1 protein-coding gene is annotated in these 1,596 nt (G+C 59.3%); it reads right to left on the bottom strand.

Annotated elements, in window-relative coordinates:
* On the bottom strand, positions 1 to 1,352 hold a 1,352-nt coding region (locus NW856_RS04690), incomplete at its 3' end, for a cellulose synthase (RefSeq protein WP_414399344.1).
* Positions 1,353 to 1,596 lie beyond the last annotated feature (244 nt).

The following is a 1,596-nucleotide window of genomic DNA, read 5'->3' as shown; positions in this document are numbered from 1 at the left end:
GGCCAAGAGGGATCCCAACTGCCGGCAAAACGCAGGGATCCCACCCCCATAGCCAGAAAAGTCAGCACAATAGCCAGAGCCTGAGGTCCTAAGGAGAGCTGGGAAGGCTGCTCGGGATAGGGGGGCACTCCCTGCAGACTTTGCACCAGCGCCTGGATGGACTGGAAAAACTGGCTGCCCGTCTGCCGTTCCGACTGCCAAGCTGCCCCCCACAAATGCGGGGGAAAGGCCAAGAGCCAACTGATGCGCCCTAGGAGAGCATAAGGCAAAAACCACGCGAAGAAGACCCGGTCAAAGGCCGGCACCGGCATCCACCCTGTGCAGAGAAAGACCATCGGCACCGCCAAGTAGACCAGCTCCGCCATCCCACCGGCAGCCCAGAGGGCCAGCCACAGGTATTGAAAGCGCTGCTGCTGCGTGGTCGGCTTGCCCCAGAAGGGATTTTCCCTCAAGGCCGAAAACAAAGCCAGCAAAGCAACGCGGCGGTTGCGCAAGGGCAACAAAACACCCGTAACCTGGGTTTGGCGAACCAATTGAGACTGCCAGCCACGGCAGTGCATCTGACACCCCAACTGCACAGGGCGGCGAATGTCGATCTGCGGGATCCCTTCCAAAGCCTTGCGCCGGATGAGACAGCCAGAACCCAACAGGGGTGCCGCCTGATACCCTTCGGATCCCACCGCCAAAAGCTGTTGCAGGGGGTGAACGGCTCTGGGCTGGCCTAGGGTGCGCAGCATTGCCTGCACAAACCCGATACGATTGGCGATGGGAGCCCGCTCCGGCGAGTCGTAAAAGCGGGGCAAGGTCTGCCACAGGAAGTCCGGCTCGAGAAAATGGCCCGGCTGCACCAGGAGCAGATACTCCCCTTGGATGTGAGGGGATCCCATTGCATAAGCCAGGGGGTCGGTTGTGGGGCTAGGGCAGGCCCAGTATTCGCAGGGAATGGCCCGCGCCGCCTTGGCCATCTCCTCATCTTCTACCCGATCCACAATGTGGACAAACAACCGCTCCCACGGGTAGTCGAGGTGCAGAGCCGAGAGCACCGTCTGCCGGGTTGCCTCTACGGAATCCCACTGGCGCAGCACCAGTACATCCACCCGCGGCAATTGGAAAAACGACCGCCGCAGGACCTCTGGGGATGGGATCGTCTCTCTCGGCACTTGGGGATAGCGGCTGAGGGTAAAGCCCACCGCCGCCAGCCAAACATACAGCTCTGCCCCCCAAAACAAAAGGGATCCCAAATCCATCAACCCGGCTGTCAGTCGCCAGTAGAGGTACATCACCCCGGCAATGAGGTGAAGCAACCCTGCCCAGCGAAACAAATACACCCGCATCAGCTTTCTGCCTTCCACGCTTTTGCCATTTTCGCCCTCGAAGGGTCAGGGATCCCTAGCTCCTCTTCTCTTCCGGCTGGCCCCAATCCTCAAGAACGAAAAAAGTTCAGGAATCAGCAACAGCAAAACCCTGTCTGCTCTGGAGCAGACAGTTTTCAGCCCGGCAAGCAGCTTGGTCGACAGAAGCGAGAATCTTCTCTTGCGGAAGAAACTGATACATTTACGCTGAGCACTGCTGAACATCACTGTTCAACTATGCAGC

It is taken from the genome of Synechococcus sp. R3-13, from assembly GCF_047462195.1.
Lineage (GTDB): Bacteria > Cyanobacteriota > Cyanobacteriia > Thermostichales > Thermostichaceae > Thermostichus.
Note: the sequence above shows the minus strand (reverse complement) of the source record. Positions and strands in the feature narration are given on the sequence as shown.